We start from the raw sequence: 19,443 nt of genomic DNA on the forward strand, positions 1-19,443 counted from the left end.
ATACGGAAACCCCGCAGCTTGATCTGGTCATCGGTGCGGCCCAGGAACTCCAGCCGGCCCTCACCCCGCTCGTCGTACTGCCAACGCCCCAGGTCCCCCGTGCGGTACATCCGCGCACCCGGCTCACCGAACGGATCCGGCACGAACCGCTCGGCCGTCAGACCCGGACGCCCCAGATACCCACGGGCCAGTCCGGCACCCGCGATGAACAGCTCGCCCGGAACGCCGGGCGGCACCTGCCGCAGTGACCCGTCCAGCACCTGGACCCGCATGTTGTCCAGCGGCCGGCCGATCGGCACGGTGGCGCCGAGCGCGTCCCCGGCGGTGATCGGGTGCCGGGTCGCGAAGACGGTGGTCTCGGTCGGGCCGTAGCCGTCGACCACGCGCAGCCCCGGGTGGACGGCGAGCACGCGGCGGACCGCGGCCGCCGGGACCACGTCTCCCCCGGTCATCACCTCGCGGACGCCGGCCAGGCTCTGGGGCGCGTCCTCGGCGAGCAGCCGGAACAGACCGGCGGTCAGCCAGAGCGCGGTGACCCGGTGCTCGGTGACCAGTCGCCCGATCCGCTCGGCGTCCAGGTCACCGGCGGGCGCGACCACGACCTCGCCGCCGCTCAGCAGCGGCACCCACAGCTCGTAGGTGGACGCGTCGAAGGCCTGCGGGGAGTGGAAGAGCACCCGCTCGTGGGCGCCGTGCCGCTGCCACCAGCGGTCGGCGGCCAGCGCGGCCACGTCCGCATGGGTGACGGCGACGCCCTTGGGGGTGCCGGTGGACCCGGAGGTGTACATCACGTACGCGAGCCGGTCCGGCTGGACGGCCGGGAGCGGCGGGACCGGGCGGGCGGCGGTGTCCGGCAGCGGGGCGCTGACGTCCACCACCCGCATTCCGGCCGCGGCCAGGGCCCGGACGAACGGGAGGTCCCGGGTGGTGGCGTCCACCAGCAGCAGATCGGCGCCGGTGTCGGCCAGTACGAAGGCCATCCGCTCGTCGGGCCAGCTGTCGGAGAGCGGCACGTACGCGCTGCCCGCCCGCACCACGGCGAGCGTGGCGATCACCAGATCGGCCGAGCGCCGCATGAGGAGGGCGACCCGGCGTTCCCCACCCGCCCCGAGGGCCCCCAGGTGGCGGGCGAGGCGGTCGGTGACGGTGCCGAGCTGGGCGTAGCCGAGGGTATCGGTCCCGCAGACGACGGCGGGGGCGTCCGGGGTGCGGGCGACCTGGGCGGCGAACAGCTCCGGCAGGGCGGCGGCGGGCAGCGGGCGGACGGCTCCGGTGGCCAGCCCGGCCAGTTCGGCGCGGCCGGTCGCCCCCAGCAGGTCGATGTCGTGGAGGGGGGTGTCGGGGTGGTCGGCGGCGCTGGTCAGGATCCGCTGGAACTGCTCGGCGAGCCGCGCGATGGTGGCGGGCTCGAAGAGGTCGGCGGCGTACTCGATGGTCACGGTCAGCCCGCCCGGAGCGCCGTCGGCGCTCTCGTGCTCGATGACGGTGAAGGACAGGTCGAACTTCGCCGCGCTCTCGAACTCGACGTCCTGGATTGCCTGTTCGGCCCCTGCGCCCGCCGCCTTGTTGAGGGTGAGGACGGTCTGGAAGAGCGGGTGGCGGTGCGGGGCGCGGCGCGGGTTGAGCGCCTCGACGATGCGCTCGAAGGGCAGGTCCTGGTGGGAGAGCGCCGCGAGGTTCACGTCGCGGGTGCGACGCAGCAGCTCGGTGTGGGTCGGATTGCCGCCCGTGTCCGTGCGCAGCACCAGCGTGTTGACGAAGAACCCGATCAGCTGGTCCAGGTCACGGTGCGTACGGCCCGCGGTCGGCGTGCCGATGGGCAGGTCGGTTCCGGCGCCATTGCGCGTCAGCAGCACCGCGAGGGCCGCGTGCACGGAGTGGAAGAGGGTGGCCCGGTGACTGCGGGCATGGGCGGTGAGCTTGTGGTGGACCATGCGGTCCGTGTGCGTGGTGTGGACGCGCGCCCGGTGGGTCGGGTGGGCCGGCCGGGAGTGGTCGGCGGGCAGCGCGATCTCCTCCGGCAGACCGTCCAGTTCGGCCGTCCAGTGCGCCAGCTGCTGGTGCAGCGGGGTACCGGCGCTGTCGGGGTCGCCCAGGTGCTCGTGCTGCCAGAGCGCGAAGTCCGCGTACTGCACCGGCAGCGGCGCCCACCCCGGGACCTCCCCCAGGACCCGCGCCCGGTATGCGGCGGTCAGGTCTTCCGTCAGCGGACGCATCGAGAGACCGTCACCGGCGATGTGGTGCAGCACCAGGACCAACAGGTGGTCCTCCGGCGCCAGCGTGAACAGCGCCGCGCGCAGCGGGAGTTCACTGGCGAGGTCGAAGGGCTGTGCGGAGACCTCGGCGATCCGCGCCCGGGCACCGTCCTCGTCCGTCTCGGCCAGGCCGAGCGGTACGAGCCCCGGGGCGGCGGCCAGGATCAGCTGGCACGGCTCACCGCCCGTCTCCGGGAACACCGTCCGCAGGGTCTCGTGCCGCTCCAGTACGTCGTCCAGCGCGGCCCGCAGCGCGACGGCGTCCACCGCCTCCGTCAGCCGCAGCACCACCGGCATCGTGTACGCGCTGGCCTCGCCCTCCATCCCGTTGAGGAACCGGAGCCGGCGCTGGGCGAAGGAGAGCGGCAGGACCTCCGGGCGCTCCGCCCTGACCAGGGGCGGCAGCGCGGTGGCGGGCAGGGCCCGGCCCAGCCGCTCGGCCAGCGCCGCCACCGTCGGCGCCTCGAACACGTCACGGACCCCCACCTCCGCGCCCAGCTCGGCCCGCACCACCGCGACCAGCCGCATCGCCAGCAGCGAGTGACCGCCGAGGTCGAAGAAGCTGTCGTCGATGCCCGGCTCCCGCTCGGCGCCCAGCACCTCGGCGAAGATCCGGCACAGGGCGGCCTCCCGCGCGTCGCGCGCGGGCCGGCCCGCCCCCTCCTGGAGCGGCGGCGCCGGCAGGGCGCGCCGGTCCAGCTTGTTGTGCGCGGTGAGCGGCAGCGCCTCGAGCGCCACCAGCGCGGACGGCACCATGTAGCCGGGCAGCGTCTTCGCCAACTCGCCGCGCAGGGCGGCCTGGTCGATCTCGGCTCCGGGCATGGGGACGAGGTAGCCGACGAGCTGCCGGTCGCCGGGGCGGTCCTCGCGGACCACCGCGGCGGCCGCCGCGACCGGTGCCAGCGCGGCCAAGGCCGCTTCCACCTCGCCGAGTTCGATCCGGAAGCCGCGGATCTTCACCTGGTCGTCCAGGCGTCCGAGGAACTCGATGGCGCCGTCCGGCAGTCGGCGGGTCAGGTCGCCGGTGCGGTACATCCGGGCGCCGGGCCGGCCGAAGGGGTCCGGCACGAACCGCTCGGCGGTCAGGCCCGGGCGGCCCAGGTAGCCCCGGGTGACTTGAGCGCCGCCGATGAACAGCTCGCCCGGCACCCCGACCGGTACCGGCTCGCCCCGGCCGTCCAGTACGTACGCCCGGACGTTGCCCAGCGGCCGGCCGATCGGCACGGTGGAGCCTGCGGCGAGTTCGGCCGCGCGCGGGCGGTGGGTGGTGACGCCGACCGTGGTCTCGGTCGGCCCGTAGTGGTTGAGGACCTCGCATCCGGCCCGGCCCAGCAGTTCGCTCACGAAGCCGCTGGTCGAGCCCTCGCCGCCGAGGATCAGGCCGCGGCGGGGCAGCACCCGGTGTGCGGCGCCCGGTCCTTCCAGCGCCGCCAGGTGCGAGGGGCTGATCTTGAGGTAGTCGATCGCGTGCTCGGCGAAGTAGGCGGCCAGCAGCCGCCCGTCGGAGGCGGTGTCGGCGTCCACCATGTGCAGCGTGCCGCCGCCCAGGAGCGCGGAGGCGAGGACGGTGACGCAGGAGTCGAAGGTGAACGGCTGCACCATCGCGTACCCGGCCGCTTCCAGGCCCAGCGCGGACCCCACCGCGGTGTGGTAGTTGAGGACCTGCCGGTGCTCGACGACGACGCCCTTGGGGCGGCCGGTGGAGCCGGAGGTGAAGAGTACGTAGGCCGCCTGGCCCGGGTCCACGGCCACCTCGGGGGCGGTGTCGGGCAGGGCGTCGAGGGCGAGTTCCTCGACGGCGACGGCGCGCGCGCCGGACGGCAGCCGGTGGGCGAGGGCGGCGCGGGTGATCACCACGGGGGCGGCGGTGTCGGCGAGCATCATCGCCATCCGCTCCTGCGGCTGGGCCGGGTCCACCGGCACGTAGCAGCCGCCGGCCTTGAGGACGGCGAGCAGCGCGACCACGGTCCAGGCGCCGCGCTCCAGGCAGATGCCGACGGGGGTCTCGCTCGCCACGCCGAGCCCGCGCAGGTGGTGGGCCAGCCGGTTGGCCAGCCGGTCCAGTTCGGCGTAGCGGTGGGTGGCGTCGGCGCCGGTCACGGCGACGGCGTCCGGGGTGCGGGCGGCCTGCTCGGCGAAGCGGCCGTGGAAGGTCCCGGAGGGTACCTCGAGGGCGGTGGCGTTCCAGGTGTCCAGCAGCAGCGTGCGTTCGTCGCCGGTCAGCAGGGGCAGTCGGCCGACCGCGCGGTGCGGGTCGGTGCAGACCTCGCGCAGCAGGGTGGCGTAGTGGGCGAGCAGGCGCTCGGCGGAGCGCTCCTCGTAGCGGTCGGTGCGGTGGACGAGGGTCAGCGTCAGGGTGGCACCGGTCTCCGAGACGGTGAAGGTCAGGTCCCGCTTGGCGTCGGCCGGGCCGGCGCCGTCCAGCGGGCGCAGGACCAGTTCGCCGGGGTCGGCGGCGTCCGGGGCGGTGTCCGGCGCGGCCTGGTCGAGGACCAGCATGGTGCGGGCCGGCCCGTCCGGCGAGCCGGCCCGCAGCTGTGCGGCCAGCTGCTCGAAGGGGACTTCCTGGTGCTGGAAGTCGCGGCGGGTGGTCTCGGTGGTCCGGTCCAGCAGCTCGGCGAAGGTGTGGTCCCCGGACACGTCGCCGCGCAGCAGCAGGGTGTTGACGAAGCAGCCGATCAGGCCTTCCAGCTCGCTGCGGCCGCGGCCGCCCACGGGGGTGGCGACCACCGGGTCGGGCCCGCCGCCGTACCGGTGCAGGAGCACGTGGAGCGCCGCCAGGGACACCGTGAAGAGGGTGGTGCGGTGGCGGGCGGCCAGGGCGCGCAGGCCGGCCGCGACCTCGGCGGGCAGTTCCAGGCTGTGCGTGCCCGCTGCCGGGGCGCCTTCCGGGCGGCCGGTGGCGGTGGGGGGCGGCGGGGTGGCGGTCAGGCCGGCCAGCCGCTGCTGCCAGTAGTCGAGGCCCTCCTGGTGGGCGGCGCCGCCCTGGAGGCCGCGCTGCCAGGCGGCGAAGTCGCCGTACTGCACGGGCAGCGGCGGGAGGGCGGCCTCGGCGGGACCGTTCGCCAGCCGGTAGGCCGTCGCGGCCTCGGCCAGGAGGACGTTCACCGACCAGGCGTCGGCGGCGATGTGATGGATGGTCAGGAGCAGAACGTGTTCCGTCTCGCCGGTGCGCAGCAGCGCGGCCCGCAGCAGCGGCCCGGCCGCCAGGTCGAACGGAGTGTTCGCCTCCTCGGTGAGCCGGGCCCGCACCCGCGCCTCGGCCTCGTCGGCCGTCAGCGCCCGCAGGTCGGTCACCGGCAGCTCGAACGCCGCCTCGTCGTGCACCAGTTGGACGGGCAGCCCGTCGGATCCGGCGGCGAAGGTGGTGCGCAGCACCTCGTGCCGGGTGATGACCGTGCGGAACGCCCGGGCGAGGCGCCCGGCGTCGAGCGGGCCGGAGCAGGTCACCGCCATCGGCACGTTGTACGCGGCCGACTCCGGGGCGATCTGCTGGGCCAGCCAGATCTGCTCCTGGGTGAAGGACAGCGGCACCGGAGCCCCCGCCGGGCGGCGCGTCACACCGGCGGGCGCGGCCGGGCGGCCGGCCGACCGCTCGCGCAGCCGGGCTTCCAGCCGGGCCCGCAGCTCGGGCGACAGCTCGGCGATGCGGCGGGCGGTGTCGGCGGTGGTGGCGTCGGCGGCGATCTGGGTGGTGCTCACGGTGTTCTCCCGGAGAAGGTCAGGCGGGCCCTGGGGCCGTGGGGTGCGGGGTGGTGGTCTGTCGGCGGCGGACGGGGCCGACGGGTCCCGGTCAGAACAGGACGCGGGAGGCGGCGGTGGCCCGCGCGTCGCGGGACGTGCGCAGGTCGCGGGCGACGTTGACCCGCTTGAGCCAGCGGTCGGTGCCGTCGAAGCGCGCCGCGAAGGAGCTGCGGCCGTGCACCGCGCGGTAGTTGTCGACGAAGACGATCTCGCCGGAGGCCAGGGCCGCGCCGCCGAGGCGGCGGTCGATCTCGTCCGAGAGCCGCTGGAGGGCGCCGCGGGCCTCGGGGTCCAGCCGGTCGAGGTCCATGAAGTACGGGTCCAGGCACAGGTACGGGTCGGCCGGCGAGCCGAACAGCACGGGTACCGGGGCGGCGTCGTCGCGCATCCGCTTCAGCCGCTCGTACGCCGCGTCGAGCAGGTGCGTACCGCCCTCCAGGGGGCGGCCGGGGCCGGCGTCGAGCATCTGGAGGTGCGAGTTGTCGGGCAGCATGTAGAAGCGCGGCTCGGCCAGCACCCGCCGGTCCTCGGCGGAGATCTCCAGGTCCTGCACGCCGACGAAGGTGGTCGGCACCCGGTCGGGGTTGCGCAGGCAGAGCAGGCCCACGTAGTCGCCCCGGTAGGGGTGGAAGGCGTCCTCGACGTGCCAGAAGATGGTCTGGTTGCTGCCGGTGCCGATCTGCTCGTCCTCGTGGCCCTTGACCGGGAGGACGTCGTGCACCAGGTAGCCGTCCTGCTGGGTGGCCCAGGCGACCGGCTCGCCGAGGAGCGCCCCGCACAGCAGCAGGAAGATCTCCTCGCGCAGCGCCGGGGAGACCCCGGTGCGGTGCTGCCAGTGGGCCGGGGTGGCGCCGATGCGGTCCTGGTCGACGCGGTAGCCGGAGACCACGCAGGCTCCCGCCGGCTCGTGCAGCCGGAAGCCGGTCAGGAAGCGGCGCAGTGCGAGGGGCAACCGGTGGGACTGGAGGGTCAGTTCGTCCTGGAGGGTCTGGTCCTCGACGCTGTCGTGGCGCGCGGCCAGCTCGTCGAGCAGGACGGCGATCGCGTCGGCGTCGGCGGGGTCAAGGGTGAGGGCGTGCATGGGGTGGATCACCTCGGTCATCGGGTCTGCGGAGTGGGTCAGCGGGGTTCGGGGAGCAGCGCGGCGAGCCGGTCGAGTCCCGCGGTCAGCTCGTCGGCGGCGCCGCCGAAGCCGAGCCGGATGTGCCGCGGGGCGCCGAAGCAGACGCCCGGCACGACCAGCACGCCGTGCTCGCGGTCGAGCCGGTCGGCGAAGTCGGTCACGTCCGCCACCGTGGTCAGCTCGGGGAAGGCGGTGACCCCGCCGGCCGGGAGGTCGGCGCTCACCCGGTCCTTGTGGACGGCCAGCCAGTCGGCCAGCACCGCCCGGTTGGCGGTGGCCTGGGCCAGCCGGGGGTGCAGCAGGGCGTCGGCGTGCCGGACGGCGTGCGTGGCCACCGCTTCGACGAGCGGGGAGAGGGCGAGGCTGGTGTAGTCGCGGCGGCGCACGCAGCCGGCCAGGACCTCGGGCGCGGCGAGGGCCCAGCCGACCCGCAGGCCCGGCAGGCCGTACGCCTTGGAGAGGGTGCCGAAGGAGATCGCCCGGTCGTAGCGGGCGGTCGGGTCGGGCAGCGGCGGGCGGTCGTACACGAGGTGCTGGAAGGCGTTGTCCCAGGCGAGCCGGGCGCCGTGGCGGGCGCAGGTCTCGATGATCGCGGCCTGCTGGTCCGCGGTCACGGTGGCGCCGGTCGGGTTGTGCGGGAAGTTGACCACGACCATGGCGGTGTCCGGGCCGATCAGGGCCAGCAGTTCGTCCTCGTTGGTGACGACGCCGTCCTCGGTGCGCATCGCCCAGGGGACGATCCGGCAGCCCAGCGAGGCGGCCACCTCGACCAGCGCGTGGTAGGCCGGGGTCTGCACCACGACCTCGTCGCCGGGCTTCAGCAGGGCGTGCATGACCAGGTAGATCGCCTCGCTGGAGCCCTGGGTGGCGATCACCGAGCCGGGGTCGGTGCCGTGCCGCTCGGCGAGCGCGGCGCGCAGCGGTTCGCCGCCCAGGGAGTGGCTGTCGCGGAACATGACGTCGCCGAGCGAGGCGGCGCTGGTGCCGGCCAGGGCGAGGACCTGGTCGACGGTGTAGTTCTCGACACCGCTGCTGCTGATGTCGTAGGTGGTGGTGAAGTACCGCTCGCGGAGCCAGTCCTCCAGCAGGGCCGGGGCGATGGGCATGGGTTCCTCCAGTGGCCTGGGCGGCCGTGGTTCGAGGTGCGCGGGGGCGAGGTGCGCGGGCCGGGGCGGGGGGCGGGGCTCAGGTGGTGGTGAGGCCTTCCTCGGCCTCCAGCTCGGCGAGCAGCCGCAGCAGTTCGTCCGGGTCGGTCTCCTCGGCCTGGAGCTGCACGATCCGCAGGGCCAGCTCGGCCACGGTGGGCGCCTCGTAGAACACCCGCAGGGGCACCTCGACCCGGCAGGTCTCGCGGACCCGGGCGGCGAACCGGGCGGCCAGCAGCGAGTGCAGGCCCAGGTCGAAGAGGTTGTCGTGGACGCCCACGGCCGGCAGGCCGAGCAGCTCCCCGGCCAGCTCCGCGATCTCCGTCTCGGCGGGGGTGCGCGGGGCGACCGCGGCGGCGCCGGTCAGCTCGGCGCGGCCGGGCCGGGGCAGCGCGCCGCGGTCGAGCTTGCCGTTGCCGTTCAGCGGCAGCGCGGGCAGCAGCACGATCGAGGACGGCACCAGGTACTCGGGCAGCCGCTCGCGCAGCGCGGCGCGCAGCGCGAAGACGTCCGGCTCGGTGCCGGGGGCGGCCACCACGTAGCCGACCAGCCGCTTCTCGCCCGGCTCGTCCTCGCGGACCACCACCGCGGCGGCGCCGACCTCGGGCCGTTCGGCGAGCCGCGCCTCCACCTCGCCGGGCTCGATCCGGTGGCCGCGGATCTTCACCTGCTGGTCCGCGCGGCCGATGAACTCCACCTCCCCGTCGGCCCGGTGGCGCGCCAGGTCGCCGGTGCGGTAGAGCCGGGCGCCGGGCTCGCCGTACGGGTCCGGGACGAAGCGTTCGGCGGTCAGGCCGGGCCGGCCCAGGTAGCCGCGGGCCAGACCGGCGCCGCCCAGGTGGAGTTCGCCGGGGGAACCGATCGGTACGGGCGCTCCGGCCGGGTCCAGCAGGTAGACGGTGGTGTTGGCCAGCGGGCGGCCGATCGGCAGGCCGTCGCCGTCCACCGGGTCACCGTCGACGCGGCGGGTGGTCGAGGTGCAGGTCACCTCGGTCAGCCCGTACACGTGCACCAGCGGCACCCCGAGCCGCTGCCAGGCGGCCAGCCGGTCCCGGCGCACCCGCTCGCCGCCCATCGCGACGAACCGCAGGTCCGCCGGGAGGGCCGCGCCGGTGCGCTCCAGCTCCGCGGCCCAGTCGTGCCAGTAGGCGGTGGTCAGTTCCAGGCCGGTGATGCGGTGCTCGGCCAGGTAGCCGGTCAGGTCGACCCCGTCGGCCAGCAGCCGGGCACCGGGCAGGACCACGGTGGCGCCGGCGGCCAGGGCCGGGAACAGCTCCTCCAGCAGGACGTCGAAGCCGGTGGAGGCCAGTTGCAGGAAGCGGTCGCCGGGGGCCAGCCGGAACTCCTCGGCCATGGCGAGGGTGAAGTTGACCAGGCCCCGGTGGGTGAACATCGAGCCCTTGGGGGAACCGGTGGTGCCGGAGGTGAAGAAGACGCAGGCCAGCGCGGACGGCGGGGTCGCGGCTCCGGTCGTCGGGGCGTTCCCGTCCGGGGCGGCCGCCGTCTCGATCGGTGCGACCGGGACGCCGTCCAGGACGCCCCCGGCCTCCGTGCCGTCGCTGAGCACCAGCTGTGCGCCGGACAGCTCCAGCAGCAGGCGCAGCCGCTGTCCGGGGAGCGCCGGGTCGAGCGTGGTGAACGCCGCTCCCGCCTTGAGCACCCCGAGCAGGGCGGTGACCAGCTGGGGCGTCGGCGCCGCGTGGACCGCGACGACGCTCTCCGCGCCGATGCCGAGGGCGCGCAGCCGGGTGGCGCACCGCTCGGCCGCGGCCTCCAGCTCGGCGTAGCTGGTCGTGCGGCCCTCGTGCTCCAGCGCCGGGGCGCCGGGGGTGCGGGCCGCGGCCGCCGCGACCAGGTCGTGCAGGCCGCCGTGCGGGACGGGGCGGGCGGTGGCGTTCCAGTCGGTGAGCGCGGTACGGCGCTCCGCGGCGTCCAGGAGCGGGAGCCGGGACAGGGCGGTGTGCGGCGCGGCGGCTGCGGCCTCCAGCAGCACCGCGAAGCGGTGCGCCAGGCGGACGACGCTCCGCGCGTCGAACAGGTCTGTCGCGTACTCCACCGTGAAGGCGAGGCGGCCGTCGCGCTCGGCGGCGGTGAACATCAGGTCCATCAGGCAGGAGCCGGTCTGCGCGTCGACGGGTTCGACGTCCAGTCCCTCGAACCCGGCCCGGGGCGGGCGGGCGCTCTGCAGGGTCAGCATGGTCTGGAACACCGGGTGCCGGGCCGGGTCGCGCTCGGCTCCGACGGCGTCCAGCACCTGCTCGAAGGGCACGTCCTGGCAGTCGAGGTCGGCGAGCGCGCGGTCCCGGGTGCGCTCCAGCAGCTCGGCGAAGGCGGGGTCGCCGGACAGGTCGCCGCGCAGCGCCAGGCTGTTGACGAAGCAGCCCACCAGGCCGTCCAGTTCGCGCTGTCCGCGGCCCGCGACCGGGGTGCCGACGACCACGTCGTCGGAGCCGGACAGCCGTCCCAGCAGGGTCTGGTAGCCGGCGAGCAGCACCATGAACAGGGTGGCGCCGTGCCGGGCGCCGAGGGCGCGCAGCCGGTCGGTCAGCTCCGCGGGCAGGGTGAACTCATGGACCGCGCCGGCCAGGCTCGGGGTGGCGGGCCGGGGGCGGTCGGTGGGCAGTTCCAGGGCCGGCAGGGGCCCGGTCAGCCGCCCGCGCCAGTGCTCCAGCTGCGCGGTCCAGCGGCCCTCGGCGGCCCGGTCGGCCTGCCAGCGGGCGTAGTCGGCGTACTGGACGGGCAGGGGCGGCAGGTCGTGGCCGTCGTAGAGCGCGGCCAGGTCCTCGACCAGGACGCCCATCGACCAGCCGTCGAGCGCGATGTGGTGGATCACCAGGACCAGCAGGTGCTCGGCCGGGGCGGTGCGCAGCAGCAGGGCGCGCAGCGGTGCCTCGGCCGCCAGGTCGAAGGGGCGGGTGACGAAGGCGTCGACCAGGTCCTCGGCCCGCTCCCCGTCGGCGAGTTCGCGGACGGTCAGCGGGGCGTCGCCGGGCGGCAGGACACGCTGCTCCGGGGCGCCGTCCGTCTCGGGCAGCACCGTGCGCAGCACCTCGTGCCGGGCCATCAGCGCGCCCAGCGCGGCGGCCAGCGCCACCGGGTCCAGGTCGCCGCCGATCCGTACGGCGGTCGGCACGTGGTAGGCCGGGTTGCCGGGGGCGAAGCGGTCGAAGAGCCACATGCGCTGCTGGGCGAAGGAGAGCGGCAGGGGGCGGGAGCGGTCCGCGGGGGTGACCGGTGGCAGCGGGGCGGTGGATTCCGGGCCCTCGGCGGAGCGCGGTCGGGCGACCAGGGCGGCCTGTGCGGCCACCGTGGTGGCGGCGAACACCTCGCGCAGCCGCACCTCGACGTCGAACTCCGCGCGCAGGGCGCTGACCAGCCGGTTGGCGAGCAGCGAGTGGCCGCCGAGAGCGAAGAAGTCGTCGAGCACGCCGACCTCGGGCAGCTCCAGCAGCCGCTGCCAGATCGCGGCGACGGCCGCCTCGTCGGCGGTGCGCGGGGCGACGCGGTCGGCGGTGTCGGCCGCCGCGGCCGGTTCGGGCAGCGCGGCGCGGTCCACCTTGCCGTTGGGCGAGAGCGGCAGGGCCGCCAGCTCGGTCCACAGCGCGGGGACCAGGTGGGCGGGGAGCCGCTCGCGCAGCCAGCCGGCCAGCTCGGCGCCGGTCACCGGGGCGCCGTCCGGGCGGGCGGCGAGCACCCAGTAGGCGGCGAGGCGGCGCTCGCCCGGGCCGCTCCCCCGGGCGACGACGACGGCGTCGGCGACGTCGGGGTGCCCGAGCAGGACGCCGGTCACCTCGCCCGGCTCGACCCGGAAGCCGCGGATCTTGACCTGGTTGTCGGACCGGCCGAGCAGCTCCAGTTCGCCGTCGGCCCGGCGGCGGGCCAGGTCGCCGGTGCGGTAGAGGCGCTCGCCGGGCACCCGGCCGTGGGGGTGCGGTACGAAGCGCTCGGCGGTCAGGCCCGGGCGGCCCAGGTAGCCGCGGGCCAGGCCCTCGCCCGCCACGCACAGCTCGCCGGGGACCCCGACCGGTACCGGGCGCAGCAGGGCGTCGAGGACCAGCAGCCGCTGGTTGAGCAGCGGGCGTCCGTAGGGCACCGGGCCGCCGTTCCCGGCGTCCTCGGGGACCAGGTACTCGTTGTTGCAGAAGGCGGCCTCGGCGACACCGGCCGAGTTGACCACGCGGCAGCCGGGGGCCGCGGCGCGCAGCCGCGGGGGCAGCGCGGGCGGCAGCACGTCGCCTCCGATCATGACGGTGCGCAGGCTGTCCAGGGCCAGGCCGTGTTCCTCGGCGGCGGCCAGCATCGCCTCGGTGCCGGCGGGCCCCATCGACCACACGGTCACCCGGTGGCCGGCGACCAGCTCGGCCCAGTGCCGCGGGTCGCGGACGGCGCTCTGCGCGGGGAAGACGGCGGTGGCGCCCGCCACGAGCGGGGCGAGGCAGTCGTGCACGGCCGGGTCGAAGCTCGGCGAGTGCAGCGCGATCATCCGGTCGCCGGGCCCGAATCCGTGGGAACGGGCCAGGCCCGCGAAGGTGTTGACGATGGAGCGGTGGCTCACGGCGACGCCCTTGGGGCGCCCGGTGGAGCCGGAGGTGTAGACGAGGTAGGCGAGGTTGGCCTCGCCCGCCGTCGTCGACTCCCCCGCGGCGGCGCCGCCTTCGGTGCCGGTACGTCCGAACTCGGGGCCGTCGTCGGGGATCTCCTCCAGCATCAGCACCTCGGTGCCGGGCGGGAGCGCGCCCGCGGTGGAGCGGTGGGCCAGCACCACGGCCGGGGCCGCGTCGGCGAGCATGAAGGCCAGGCGGTCGGCCGGGTAGGAGGGGTCCAGGCCGAGGAAGGCGGCGCCCGCGCGCATCGTGCCCAGCATGGCGGCGCTGAGTCCGGCGCCGCGCTCCAGGCAGAGCGCCACGGGTACGTCCGGCCCGACACCGGCCCGGTGGAGCCGGTGGGCGATCCGGCCGGCCCAGGCGTCCAGGGACCGGTAGTCCAGGGTCCCGGCCGCGTCGATGACGGCGACCGCGTCGGGGGTGCGGGCCGCCTGGCGGGCGAACAGCTGGTCCACCCGCAGGCCGGCGGGGAAGGCGCCGTCGGTGTCGTTCCAGGTGTGCAGCTCCCGCTCCAGCTCGGCCTCGGTGAGCATCGGCAGGGCCGACAGCCGGGTGCCGGGCGTGCGGGCGGCGGCGCCGAGCAGGGTGGTCCAGTGGCCGAGCAGCCGGGCCACGGTCGGGGCGTCGAACAGGTCGAGGGCGAACTCCGCGAATCCGGTGAAGCACCCCTCTTCCTCGGTCAGCTGCAGATCGAGGTCCATGTGCGCGCTGTCGCGGGCCACGGGCACCGGCTCGACGGCCAGACCGCGGAGGGCGGGCGTGGTGGCGGGGGCGTTCTGGAGGACGAAGCCGACCTGGGCCAGCGGGTTGCGGGACAGGTCGCGGCTGGGCGCGAGCTCCTCGACCAGCCGGTCGAAGGGCAGCTCCTGGTGGTCGAAGGCGTCCAGTGCGGTGCCCCGCACGCGCTCGACGAGCTCGGCGAAGGTGGGATCGCCGGCCAGTGAGGTGCGCAGCAGCACCGTGTTGACCAGGGAGCCGACCAGCGCTTCGGTGCCCGGGGCGCGGGTGGCGGGCCCGGTCGCCACCACGACCTCCGCGGCGCCCGCGTGCCGGGCCAGCACGGCCTGGAATGCGGCCAGCAGCACCATGAACGGGGTCGCTCCCGCGCTCTTGCACAGGTCGCGCACCGCCTGGGAGGCGGCCGCGTCCAGCCGCACCGGGACGCTCGCGCCGCGGAAGCTGCGCACCGGCGGCCGCGGCCGGTCGCCGGGGATCTCCAATGCCTCCGGAGCACCCGCCAGTTGACCGCGCCAGTAGGCGAGCAACCGGTCGCCGAGGCCGCCGTCCAGCAGGGCCTGGCGCCCGGCCACGTGGTCGGCGTAGCGCACGGGCAGCTCGGGCAGCCGTACGGGCCGCTGTTCGGCCAGGGCGGCGTAGCACTCGGAGAGTTCGGACATCAACAGCCCGAAGGACCAGCGGTCCACCACGATGTGGTGCAGGACCACGACGAGCAGGTGCTCCCCGGGCCCGAGCCCGATCAGTTCGGCCCGCATGAGCGGGCCCTTGGCCAGGTCGAAGGGCTGCTCGGCGAGCCGGCCGGTCAGGGCGCGGGCCTCCTCTTCGGTGGCCGTGCCCGCGGCGGCGGCCCCGGTCCGGCCCAGCTCGAAGGCGCGGCGCGGCAGCACCAGCTGGACCGGGGCGCCGTCGCGGGCCGGGAACACGGTGCGCAGGGCCTCGTGCCGGTCGACCAGCAGCTGGAACGCCCGCTCCAGGTGCGCGGTGACCAGCGGTCCGCGCAGCCTCAGCGCGGCCGCGGTGTTGTAGACGCCGCTGGGGCCTTCCAGCCGGTCGATCAGCCAGAACCGGCGCTGGGCGGCGGAGGTCGGCAGCACCTCGACGGTGTGGGCGGTGGTGGCCACGGGGTGCTCCTTCACAGCGGCGGGGGTGGGGGCCGGGGGCGGCGGCGGGGTGGGGAGGTCGGTGCTCACAGCTCCCCGCCCATCAGCGCGGCCAGGTCGTCGGCGGACAGGTCGTCGAACCCGGCGTCGGCGGCCGCGAGGGACTCGCGCACCGGCCCGGCCTGCTCGACGGGCGCGCCGGCGGCCGGAGCGCGGCGCACCGTCTCGGCGTACTCGCCCAGGACCGGGGCCTCGAACAGCGCCCGGACCGTCAGCTCGCGGCCCAGGGCCTCGCGCACGGCGGCGGTCACCTGGACGGCGAGCAGCGAGTGGCCGCCGAGGTCGAAGAAGTCGTCGGCCAGGCCGATCCGGGCCACGCCGAGGACGCTGCTCCAGATCTCGGCGAGGGCCCGCTCGGTCTCGTCGCGCGGGGCGAGCAGGGAGGTGGAGCCGGTGGACCAGTCCGGCGCGGGCAGGGCGGCCCGGTCGAGCTTGCCGTTGGCGGTCAGCGGGAGCGCGTCGAGGGTGACGAAGGCCTCCGGGACCATGTACTCCGGCAGCCGCTCCCGCAGGTGGGTGCGGAGCCGGGGCACCAGGCCGCGGGCGGCGCGGCCGCGGTGCGGGTCGTTCGCCCAGTGCGGCCACGGCAGGCCCGCGCTGTCCCCGGCGGGCGCCGGCGCGGTCGCCGGGTCGGTGCCCGCCGGGCGGAAGGCGGCGTCGAAGCGGCCGAGCGGGTCGCCGTGCGCCCAGCTGAGCTCGACGGCGAGGCCGAGGGCGTCGGCCAGCTCGCGCAGCTCCTGCGGGTCGAGGGCGGCGGGGTCCTCGGGGGCGCCGGGGGCCGCCGGGTCCGTACCCGCCGCCGCGAGCCGGGCGGCGGCGCGGGCGTCCGCGTCCACGCGGGCGTTGGGGATGCCGGTGATCACCAGCGGGGAACCGTCCAGCAGGGTCCGCGGGTCGCCGCCGGTCCAGGGCACCGTGCGCACCGGGGTGGTGGCGGGGGCGGGCTCGGTGTCCAGGTGGAGCACCACGTCGTAGCGGTAGCGGGTCATCTCGTTGGGGTCGCGGCCCGGCTTGAGCGACACCTCGACGCGGCCGATCCGCGGGATCTCCAGGCGCAGCGCCTCGAAGAAGCGCGGGTCGAGGAGCAGTTCGTCCTCCTGCCGTACGGCGAGGCGGACCTGGCGGGCCAGCTCGGCCTCGCTCGCCCCGGCGGGCAGGGCCGGCCGGAGCACCGAGACCTGGAAGGCGTCGAGCAGGGCCAGGTGGCGTACGTCGCCGATCACGATCCGGCCGCCCGGGGCGAGGACGGCGGCGGCCTTGGTGAGGACCTCGACGAGGTAGGCGGCGCTCGGCAGGTACTGGGCCACCGAGTTGACGATCACCGTGTCGAATTCCTCGGCCGCCAGGTCGTCCACCTCGTGCCCGGCGCGGCGCAGCAGGCGTACGTGCTCCCAGTCGGCCGGGAGGTGGCGGCGGACGTGGGCGACCGCGGTCTCGGACAGGTCCAGGCCCGTGTACTGCTCGCAGGCGCCGGCCAGCCGGAAGAGGAGCAGGCCGGTGCCGCTGCCGATCTCCAGGACCCGGCGCGGGCCGGTGCGGCGGACCAGGGCGACGGTGTCCTCGACCCAGCGCCGCATCTCCTCGGCCGGGATCGGCTCACCGGTGTAACTGCTGCTCCACCCGCGGATGTTGAAGGTGGGATCGGCGCCGCCGACCTGCTCGTACTGGTCGTAGGCGGTGTCGAAGACGGTGCGCCACTGGGCGACCTGCTCGGCGTCGGCCGTGCGGCCTCCGCCCTGCGCCGGTTGGACGGCCTCCGGGTCGGGGACCAGGTAGGCGACCAGCCCGGTGGCGCCGTCCGGGGCCTGGCCGGGCAGTACGGCCGCGTGCCGGACGCCCGGGTGGGCGCCCAGCTCCGCCTCGATCTCGCCGAGTTCGACGCGGTGCCCGCGGACCTTGACCTGCTGGTCCATCCGGCCCAGGTACTCCAGCGTGCCGTCGGGCAGGCGGCGGGCCAGGTCGCCGCTGCGGTAGAGCCGCGCGCCGTCGCCGAGCGGGGAGGGCACGAAGCGTTCGGCGGTCAGGCCGGGGCGGCCCAGGTAGCCGCGGGCCAGGCCCGGTCCGCCGACGCACAGCTCGCCGGGGACGCCGGGCGGCACCGGCTCGCCGCGCCGGTCCAGCAGGTGCACCGCCAGGTCGCCGAGCGGGCGGCCGATGACGCTGCCGGGGGCGGCCAGGTCGGCCGGGCCGAGGGTGTGCGCGGTGACGTGCACGGTTGTCTCGGTGATGCCGTACATGTTCACCAGGCGCGGGCCGTCGGGGTGCCTGGCGGCCCAGTCGCGCAGCGTGCCCGGCTCCAGGGCCTCGCCGCCGAAGACGACGTGCCGCAGCGCGAGCGGGGCCGCTCCCGGCCCGTCGGCCGCCGCGTCGGCGTCGGCGTCGGCGAACTGGCGGAACGCCGTGGGCGTCTGGCTGAGGACGGTGACGCCCTCGGCGCGCACCAGGGCGTGGCAGGCGGCGGGGGTGCGGCGGGCCTCCTGCGGCACCACGGCGATCCGGCCGCCGTGCAGCAGGGCGCCCCAGATCTCCCAGACGGAGAAGTCGAAGGCGGCCGAGTGGTAGAGCGACCAGACGTCGTCCGGGCCGAAGGACACGTCCGCGGCGGCCGCGTCGAACAGCCTCAGGACGTTGGCGTGGGTGAGGAGCGCGCCCTTGGGGCGGCCCGTCGTGCCGGAGGTGTAGATCACGTACGCGAGGTGGTCCGGGCCCAGCGGGGCGGGTGCGAGCGGCTCCGCGGACAGCGGCTGGTCCACGTCCAGCACCGGGACGCCGTCGGCGAGCGCGGCGTGCTCGGGGTCGGCGACCAGGGCCACCGCGCCGGAGTCGGCGAGGGTGAAGGCGAGGCGCTCGGCCGGGTGGCGCGGGTCGAGCGGGACGTAGGCGCCGCCGCTCTTGAGGATGCCCAGGATCCCGGTGACCAGGCGCACCGAGGGCTCGACGCAGATCGCCACCCGGCTCTCCGGGCCCACGCCCAGCGCGCGCAGCCGCAGGGCCAGCGCGTCCGAGCGGCGGTCCAGCTCGGCGTAGCTCAGGCGCTGCTCGCCGCAGCCGACCGCGATCGCGCCGGGCCGCAGCCGGACCTGCTCGGCGAAGGCCGCCGGAAGGCTGCGCGCCCCCGCGGTGGTGGCGCGCCCGGCCGTGGTGTGGCCGGTCGCGGCGGTGGCGTGGCCGGTCGCGGCGGCCGGGTGCCGGGCCGCGCCCGCCGCCAGCTCGGCGCGGCGCTCGGCGCCGCTCAGCAGCGGCAGCGCGTCCAGGCGGGTGTCCGGGTCGGCGACCGCGGCGGTCAGCAGGCGCAGCCACTGGTCGATGAAGCGGCGCACGGTGCGCTCGTCGTACAGCTCGGTGCTGTAGTCGGCCAGGCCGGTCAGGCCCTGCGGGGTCTCGGTGACCTGGAGGTGCAGGTCGAACTTGGCGGTGCCGGTGTCCACCGCGGCCACGTCCATGCGCAGCCCGGGCAGCTCGATCCGGGTCTCCGGGGTGTTCTGGAGGACCAGCAGCAGGTTGGCGAAGGGGGTGCGGCCGCCCGCGTCCCGGTCGGGCCGGGTCTCCTCGACGATCCGCTCGAAGGGCACGTCCTGGTGGGCGTAGGCGGCGAGCGCGGACTCCCGTACGCGGCCCATCAGTTCGCGGAAGGTGGGGTTGCCGGAGAGGTCGGCGCGCAGCGGCAGCATGTTGACGAAGAAGCCGATCAGGCCCTCGGTCTGCGGGTGGTTGCGGTTCGCGACCGGCGAGCCGACCACCAGGTCCTCCTGCCCGCTCCAGCGGTGGGCCACGGCCGTGAAGCCGGCCAGCAGGGCCATGTACAGGGTGGCGTCGTGCGCGCGGGCCAGGGCGGTCAGCCGGGTGGCGAGGTCGCCGTCGAGCCGCCACGGGAAGCTGGCCCCGGCGAAGCTCTGCCGGGCGGTGCGCGGCCGGTCGGTGGGCAGGTCCACGGTGCTGGGGGCGCCCGCCAGCCGCTCGCGCCAGTGCGCCAGTTGGCCGTCCAGTACGTCGCCGGACACCCGCTCGTGCTGCCAGAGGGCGAAGTCGGCGTACTGCACGGGGAGTTCCGGCAGCTCGCGGGCGTCGGCGCCGTAGTGGTGGGCCAGTTCGCGCACCAGGATGTCCAGCGACCAGCCGTCCGCCACGATGTGGTGGACGGTGAGCAGCAGCAGGTGCTCCTCGTCGGCCGTCTTGACCAGACCCGCTCGCAGGAGCGGTCCGGCGCCCAGGTCGAAGGGACGGCGGCTCTCCTGTTCGGTCAGCTCGTCGAGCGCGGTCCGCCGGGCGTCCTCGGTCAATGGGGACAGGTCGGTGAGCGCGAGTGCGACCCCGGCCGGGGCGTGGACGACCTGCTCGGGGCGGCCGTCCTCGACGCGGAAGGTGGTGCGCAGCGCCTCGTGCCGGGCCACCACCCGGCCCAGGGCCCCTTCGAGCGCGGCGGCGTCCAGCCGTCCGCTGAGCCGGACGGTGCAGGCGATGCTGTAGAGCGGGCTCGGACCGGCGAACTGCTCGACGAACCAGAGGCGCTGCTGGGCGAAGGACAGCGGCAGCCGGGCCCCTTCGGGGCGGCGGGCGATCGGGTCGGCGGTGCCGGTGCGGGCGATGCCCTGCTGCTGGAGCAGTTTGGCGAGCAGGCGGCGCTTGTCGGAGGAGAGCGCGGTGCGCTGGGGTGACTGGCTCATTGGGTGATCC

5 protein-coding genes are annotated in these 19,443 nt (G+C 75.9%); all 5 read right to left on the reverse strand.

Annotated elements, in window-relative coordinates:
- On the reverse strand, nucleotides 1-5,957 hold a 5,957-nt coding region (locus tag ABT084_RS33140), incomplete at its 3' end, for a non-ribosomal peptide synthetase (protein ID WP_351052036.1).
- Between the two features lie 91 nt (nucleotides 5,958-6,048).
- Nucleotides 6,049-7,101 carry a guanitoxin biosynthesis L-enduracididine beta-hydroxylase GntD gene (gntD, locus tag ABT084_RS33145; RefSeq protein WP_351052039.1) on the reverse strand — a complete coding sequence of 351 codons (1,053 nt, stop codon included), beginning with the start codon at nucleotides 7,099-7,101 and terminating at the stop codon, nucleotides 6,049-6,051.
- Nucleotides 7,102-7,118: 17 nt separating this feature from the next.
- Complete coding sequence (gene vioD, locus ABT084_RS33150; RefSeq protein WP_351052042.1) at nucleotides 7,119-8,228, reverse strand: capreomycidine synthase; 1,110 nt, start codon at nucleotides 8,226-8,228, stop codon at nucleotides 7,119-7,121.
- A 79-nt stretch (nucleotides 8,229-8,307) separates the two neighbouring features.
- Nucleotides 8,308-14,730, reverse strand: coding sequence for a non-ribosomal peptide synthetase (locus ABT084_RS33155; RefSeq protein WP_351052044.1), 6,423 nt, complete (start codon nucleotides 14,728-14,730; stop codon nucleotides 8,308-8,310).
- 65 nt (nucleotides 14,731-14,795) lie between these two features.
- A complete protein-coding gene (locus ABT084_RS33160) occupies nucleotides 14,796-19,433 on the reverse strand; it encodes a non-ribosomal peptide synthetase (RefSeq protein WP_351052047.1) in 4,638 nt (1,545 codons plus the stop codon).
- Nucleotides 19,434-19,443 lie beyond the last annotated feature (10 nt).

The sequence above is a fragment of the Streptomyces sp. NPDC002138 genome, from assembly GCF_040296485.1.
GTDB lineage: Bacteria > Actinomycetota > Actinomycetes > Streptomycetales > Streptomycetaceae > Streptomyces.

Bases quoted from the DNA above. Each gene is read 5' to 3' on its own strand.
- ABT084_RS33160 (WP_351052047.1), bottom strand. From the start codon at position 19,433: ATGAGCCAGTCACCCCAGCGCACCGCGCTCTCCTCCGACAAGCGCCGC.
- vioD (WP_351052042.1), bottom strand. From the start codon at position 8,228: ATGCCCATCGCCCCGGCCCTGCTGGAGGACTGGCTCCGCGAGCGGTAC.
- gntD (WP_351052039.1), bottom strand. From the start codon at position 7,101: ATGACCGAGGTGATCCACCCCATGCACGCCCTCACCCTTGACCCCGCC.